The 6,893-nt window shown below is 40.0% G+C and carries 6 protein-coding genes; 1 reads left to right on the top strand and 5 read right to left on the bottom strand.

Features of this window, described 5'->3' with window-relative positions:
- From WBM98_RS16230 to WBM98_RS16250, 5 genes are all read right to left on the bottom strand, one after another.
- On the bottom strand, positions 1-113 hold a 113-nt coding region (locus tag WBM98_RS16230; protein ID WP_424367074.1), incomplete at its 3' end, for a zinc ribbon domain-containing protein.
- A gap of 148 nt (positions 114-261) precedes the next feature.
- Positions 262-918 (bottom strand): hypothetical protein, encoded by a 657-nt coding sequence (locus WBM98_RS16235; protein WP_424367069.1) that lies wholly within the window; start codon positions 916-918, stop codon positions 262-264.
- 1,287 nt (positions 919-2,205) lie between these two features.
- Positions 2,206-3,171: a 1-phosphofructokinase family hexose kinase gene (locus WBM98_RS16240; protein ID WP_424367070.1), complete on the bottom strand. Its 966-nt coding sequence runs from the start codon at positions 3,169-3,171 to the stop codon at positions 2,206-2,208.
- 37 nt (positions 3,172-3,208) lie between these two features.
- A complete protein-coding gene (gene ppsA / locus WBM98_RS16245; protein ID WP_424367071.1) occupies positions 3,209-5,614 on the bottom strand; it encodes a phosphoenolpyruvate synthase in 2,406 nt (801 codons plus the stop codon).
- A gap of 215 nt (positions 5,615-5,829) precedes the next feature.
- Positions 5,830-6,288: a pyridoxamine 5'-phosphate oxidase family protein gene (locus WBM98_RS16250; RefSeq protein WP_424367072.1), complete on the bottom strand. Its 459-nt coding sequence runs from the start codon at positions 6,286-6,288 to the stop codon at positions 5,830-5,832.
- Positions 6,289-6,558: 270 nt separating this feature from the next.
- On the opposite strand from WBM98_RS16250, the gene WBM98_RS16255 reads away from it, so the two are divergent.
- A partial coding sequence (locus WBM98_RS16255) for a response regulator transcription factor (protein ID WP_424367073.1) occupies positions 6,559-6,893 on the top strand: 335 nt, incomplete at its 3' end.

Here is a 6,893-nt window from a genome sequence, read left to right on the forward strand (position 1 = left end):
CAGAAATGACAGTATTCGGTGTTCACCGTATGGTCTTTATTGGTTCCGAAATCGGCCAAATGATGTATAGGCATCCCGCAACTTTGACAAACAGTATTATCCAAAGATTTCATTTGTATTGATTTTCATATGGGTAACCCCCGTGATTCGGATTTTACAAAGAAAAGGTAGGGAAAGTATGAGGGTTATAAAATGACCAAGGTCAGTGCAAGCATGTAAATGCATTTGCCACCATTACAGAACTGATTTCCATGAAGATTATCATGTTGAAAGTCTGTTCTGGCCTATGACCGTTCGATACAATTCGATATCCAAACCAATAAACCAGGTGATAAACAGTAAAAAGGTAAACTTCTGTATCACAGGAAGTGAGGGTATGAAGCTTCCGGTTTCGTAACTATAATAGTTAAATAAGAAGACTAGAATACAGATTATTCCTAGTATGAAAAGGAACTTTTTCCCCGTTCTGAAGAGTTCTGCCGAACAGGTGATGAATGCGATAACACCTAAAATCCCTGCGATTCGCACTACTTTATCATGATCGCCCAGCGAAAGAAATAGGATGGTGATTATTGATGCTAATCCAGATATCCACATAATTTTTTGATTTAGCCCATTCGGTCGGAATGCCCTGGGCAAATACATCCATAACCAGAATAAACCTGCACAAAGAAAGCCCAAGGCGATGATCGCATAAATCCGTGCTGTATTGATTTCACCATTGATTGCATAAACATCCAAGAGGTCACATAAATAATTATGCCAAAAACTAAAGCCATTCTGATGGGGTGAATACCACGAGCCACCGGGATAATTTAAAGCGGATAGGATATAAAAAAGAACGAAGAATACGATACCGAACAAGGGCAGCAGTAAATAAAAATGGACATGGGAGCTTGTGTTGGTTCGGGTCTTCATTTTCTTCCTTTGTATATGCCTGCACGAATAGGTATGAAGTTCCTTAGGGTATTACTGAACCCTTCGGGTCAAGGTCATTCTTATAAACCCGATTGGCATCCATAAACGACATGGTAATGAATATAAGAAAATCAAGATCTGGCCACAATGATGGTAATCAGGGTTGATCAGCCGCTATGTGTAAATAAAAAACAGGGGACCAAAGTTCTCCCATTACTTTTATAGGGGTCTTTTTATTCCTTATGTAAAATCGATTCTTTACATCATCTTATTGTCTTGATGATGAATCACCAACGTTTGTAAAAACAATCCGAACCTTTTTGGTCCATAACCCTGATGACAGTGGTCACTATTCATATGTATGTTCAAAAAAAAAGGACAAGCATATCGTAATATTCCTGTCCTTTTAATGGTATCTTTTACTTACATTTTGATCAGGAGCCAAGCTCGGACGAGCTAGCTGCGCAAATTCTTGGATATCAAAACTAAATAAGAAATTGAGATACCGTTATGACCGTCAAGGCATAACTGCCTGGAAGTCTATTTGATTGATGTCAAAGAAAAAAACAGGCATACCATTAGTATACCTGTTTTTCCATAGAGAAATGGAATTCATCAATTTTGTTTTTCAATCCCTTGAATCATCTTATCGCTAAAATGATCTAAACGATGGATCCACCTATCAATACCATCTATCTCCCTACTGGGGTCATCATAGTCTTTTGACCTTGATAACCATTATTTTAAAAGAATCCGGAATACCCAAATATCCCGGATTCTTTGAAGATGTTGTTCAGATCAATTTCCTCTTATCTTGAACCCTTCATGAATTTATCCCCAAATACCTTCATGGTTCAAATGGTGTAATCTGCAATCTGAAACTTCTTCATTCCATTGGATTCTTGTATCCCCACGATCCAAAAATCCAAAAATTAATCTTTTCAAAGAACTCCAACTCTTTTATGGCTACCAAGGTATACGATTACCTGCATGACCACAATGACCTAGGTCAGTTTGGTGGATCTTTTTGAAAAAGAAACCGGAACACTTTAATGTTCCGGTTCCCTAGAAGATGCTTTCTATTCTGTTTTGCTCTTACACTGACCCTGTCCAAAGTTTATCGCTAAACTTCATATGGATTCAAATGGCTTCCAGAATTTCTTGCTTCTTCTTTTTCATAAGGTCGTACATATCTCCCAAATGACTTACATGCTTTTCAATGAACTATTTTAGTTCTGATTTGATTGTAAATATAGGGCGACAACCTACCTGCCAAAATGACCTAGGTCAGTTTGGTGAATTATTCCTTTCTTTTTTTACCGTGTTGCTCATGACCCACCCGAACAATTGATCTGCATCCTCTTTTTTGCAAAGTTGTGTCCCAGGATGTAGTGTTGCCGCCGTACCACAGGCCACCCCATACTTTATGGCATCCCCTAAACTTTTGCCGTTGATAAGGCTGTGGACCATACCCGCTACCATACTGTCACCCGCGCCAATGGCGCTTTTTTGGTGAACCGTTGGGGCAGGTATATGTTCCAATTCATCTGCATGGCCCCATAATGCCCCTTTGGCCCCTAGAGATACCACAAGTATTTCGCAACTATAGTGTTCCATAAACCTTTTGGCCAGTGGTTCCAGGTCAACAGCAGAAATAGAGGTCACCCCCATGATGGTACTAAGCTCCCCTAAGTTGGGTTTCATGAGAAATATATTCGCCTTCATGCTCGGGATCAAAGCATCACCTGAAGTATCCAACACCAATTTTGATTTATTCCGATCCGTGATTTTGGATACCTGTACATAGAAATCAGTTGGGACCCCTGGTGGCAATTTGCCACTGGCAACCAAAAAATCATCTTGCCCTAAAGTAGCTTCCAAAAAAGTCAAAATACGCTGCCATTCTTCCTTTTTAACATGGGGGCCTGGCACCCCGAATCGATACTGTAATTGCGTATTCGTATCGGTTACGGATAGATTTTCACGTGTCCATCCTTCAATGTGTACGACCTTTTGGTCTATTTTATCTGCCGAAACCAATTGTTGCAAGTGATCTCCAGTGGGTCCACCGGCGAGATACATGCAGAGCGATTCGCTACCTAGTTTTTGTAGGGCACGGGACACATTGATGCCGCCACCTCCAGCAAAGTAGTCCGGCGAGGCACAACGTAATTTTTTATTGGGAACAATACCTGCTACATGGGTATCCTTATCGACGACAGGATTCATTGTAAGGGTTACTATTTTTTGCATTTGATGTATATTAAAAGCCCTCGCTTTGTACAAAGCATTAATTGCCGTTTAGGATCATGTGGTGACCTATTAAACTTTCTTCAGCCTTGTTTATGTTTTCTATTCCTTGTAGAAGGGCATCAGGATTAAAAGAAATACTATCGATACCCTCTTCTACCAAAAACTTGGCATATTCCGGAAAATCGCTTGGTGCTTGTCCGCACAGGCCAATTTTGGTGTTCGTTTCCCGTGCTGAGGCTATAGCCATTGAAATCATGCGTTTGGCGGCAGGATTGTTTTCGTCGAATAATTTGCCCATGATTTCGGAATCGCGGTCTATTCCCAAGGTCAATTGGGTCAGATCATTCGAACCAATAGAGAACCCATCAAAAATTTCGGCAAATTCTTTTGCCAAGATCACGTTGCTGGGAATTTCGACCATGGTATAGATTTCCAGTCCGTTTTCACCACGTTTAAGTCCGTATTTCTGCATAATATCAATAACTTTTTTGCCCTCTTCCACCGTTCTACAGAATGGAACCATAACTTTCAGGTTATTGAGACCCATATGCTCCCGTACTTTTTTAATGGCGGCACATTCAAGTGCAAATCCTTCTTTATATAAATCGCTATAATATCGGGAGGCTCCCCTGAAACCCAGCATAGGATTTTCTTCAAGGGGTTCAAAATCGGCGCCACCGATCAGATTGGCATATTCATTGGTCTTAAAATCACTTAACCGGACAATGACCTCTTTGGGATAAAAGGCGGCCGCAATGGTGGCGATACCTTGAGACAGTTGGTCAATAAAATAATCGGTTTTATTCGAATAGTTATAGGTGATTTTATTGATTTTCCGAATAACACTTGCGTTTTTAAGTTCGTTGAACTTGACCAAGGCCATGGGATGTATCTTTACGGAATGCGTAATGATGAACTCCATTCGTAACAACCCCACACCATGGTTTGGATAGAACGACATTTGAAATGCGCTTTCGGGATCGGCCAGAATCATTTTCGCTTCGGTTTGGGGCATTTTTATGTTTGAAAAATCGATCTTTTCCTCTTTGAAGGAAAGTTTTCCTTCATAAACATATCCTGTTTTCCCTTGGGCGCATGATAGGGTTATTAATACTTTGTCGGTAAGGCTAGTAGTTGCATTTCCGCAGCCCACAATGGCCGGAACCCCGAGTTCTCGAGCCACGATGGCAGCATGGCTGGTGCGGCCACCCTTATTGGTGATGATACCACCTACTTGCTTGAGTAGGGGATCCCAGTCCGGTGTAATGGTATCCGTAACAATGATATGGTCATGGTTCAGGTTCCGGGCTTCTTTTGGGGAATGGAGAATAATCGGGTTGCCAATCTTAATTTTTGAACCTACCGCATTTCCTGTGGTCAATACCTTACCTTTTTCTTTAAGTTTATAGATGATTTGGACATTTTTTTCCTTGGCGTGGTGTACGGTTTCAGGCCGGGCCTGAATTATGTATAGTTCATGGGTGTTACCATCTTTGGCCCATTCAATGTCCATGGGTTTATTATAATGTTTTTCGATCAATAAGGCCCATTTTGCTAAATTGGTCACTTCTTGATCGGACAATATAAATTGCTGCTGTCTGGGTTTAGGGGTATGGATGTTTACTGTAGCCCCGCCTTTTTTAGCTTTGGAATAGATCATGGTGAGTTTCTTATCACCCATTTTCTTTTGGATGATAGGATAGTTGCCGCGTTCTAAGGATGGCTTGAAGACATAAAACTCATCAGGATTAATGGTGCCCTGTACGATATTTTCACCTAAGCCCCATACTCCAGAAAGTAAAATGGCATTCTCGAATCCTGATTCTGGTTCTATGGTAAAACCAACGCCTGAACAGCCAATGTCGGCCCTTACCATTTTCTGTACGCCGACCGAAAGGGCTACTTCGCTATGTTCAAAACCCTTATCGTCACGGTATTTTATGGCACGATCGGTATAGAGTGAAGCGAAACATTTTTTTATAGTCTCAAGTACGGCATCCTTGCCTTCGATGTTTAAAAACGTGTCATGTTGGCCTGCAAAACTGGCATCGGGAAGGTCTTCGGCAGTGGCACTACTTCGCACGGCGACCGAACAGGATTCTTCACCACATAATGTATGATAGGCTTCTTTGATTTCATTGCATAGCTTTTCGGAAAGTTTTCCCCCAAGAATCAGATTTCGGGCTTTTTTTCCGATAGTAGCTAGATTTGAATAGCGGATAGTATCCAATTCTGCCACAATTTTTAGAAGTGGTCCCCGAAGGGAATTTTCATCTAAATAGGCCCAAAAGGCTTCGGAAGTTGTTGCAAATCCGTTGGGCACTTGTACACCTTTTGAAATCAACTGATTGTACATTTCCCCCAAAGAGGCATTCTTACCACCCACGGATGGGACATCGAAAATTCTTATTTGGCCGAAAGGTTTGATAAAGGAAAGCTTCATTACGTCCAATTTTACCTTTAAAGGTCTTTGGATTTCGCATGCTTTACAATGATACAGGTCAGTTGAAAAAAGATGGGACTATATAATAGGTATGATGCAGAGTTTTTAGGAAGTGCGAGCGAACCAAGTAAATTATCGGAAATCGATCTAAGGGTGGCTTTAGGAATTTCGCAATGATGTTTTTGGACATATGGAAAGGTACTTCCTACTGAAAATCAGCTTACCCTTTCTTTGCCGGTAATCTCAAGTATCTTTATTTGATATACGATGGGCGAAGTATTTTTTATGCCAGGTTTACTTGAAAATTCATGTATGAATTGAACCTTTATTTCTTCCTTGCTATGAATAATTTCCTTTACACCTTTTGAAAATTCATTCAGTAGATTTTTTGCATTGATGCCACTGAGTTCTTCAAATTCACCGTGTACCAAAACCGATTTCCATTGATTTATAGTTTCAATTTCATCTACCTGAAGAGACACTTCATGTTTTTTACGCATGGCAAATATTTTATGGCCTTCTAAGGAATAACTGATTATGCTGTTATTTGTCCCATGATAAAAAAATGTAATGGGAATCACGTATGGGACATGATGGGCTATATAGGCCAAACGGCCAATACAATTGTTTCGTAATAAATCTTTACAAGCTTCAGGTGTTAAATCTTTAATCATAACCGATGTGCATAATATGTAATACCCCTTCTACCATGTAAGTTATCAAAACTTTTTTATTATTAAAAACTTAAGTTTACAATATAAGAATCACGTCGAGAATGATGCCGATCAGTTCTCTTTTTCAGGTTTTAACCATGCCGGAATCACAACCTTAAGATAATAGAATTTCTTTCCAGTGAATTCTCATTTGTTTACAGATTTTTCTTTCAAATAGCCTTATATTTATAGTACAGTTTTTCAGCTAGATAATCCTCAAATCTACTGCCAATGGTTCATATACTTATTATTGAAGATGATTTGACGCTACGTGGAAATACAGCCGAACTTTTAGAATTGGAAGGCTATAAGGTGACTACGGCCACGAATGGAAAAACAGGCTTGCAAAGAATAAAACACAATCCCCCCGACTTGATACTTTGTGACCTTTTAATGCCCGAAATGGATGGTTTTACATTGCTTGGCCTCATCGGGCAATATTCAAGACTTAAACGAATACCGTTCATCTTTTTTAGTGCCAAAACGGAAAAAAGCGATATTAGGGCAGGTATTGATGCTGGTGCGGATGATTACCTTATCAAACCTTTTGAACTTGATGATCTTTT

Source organism: Maribacter sp. (assembly GCF_049667165.1).
Taxonomy (GTDB): Bacteria; Bacteroidota; Bacteroidia; order Flavobacteriales; family Flavobacteriaceae; genus Maribacter_A.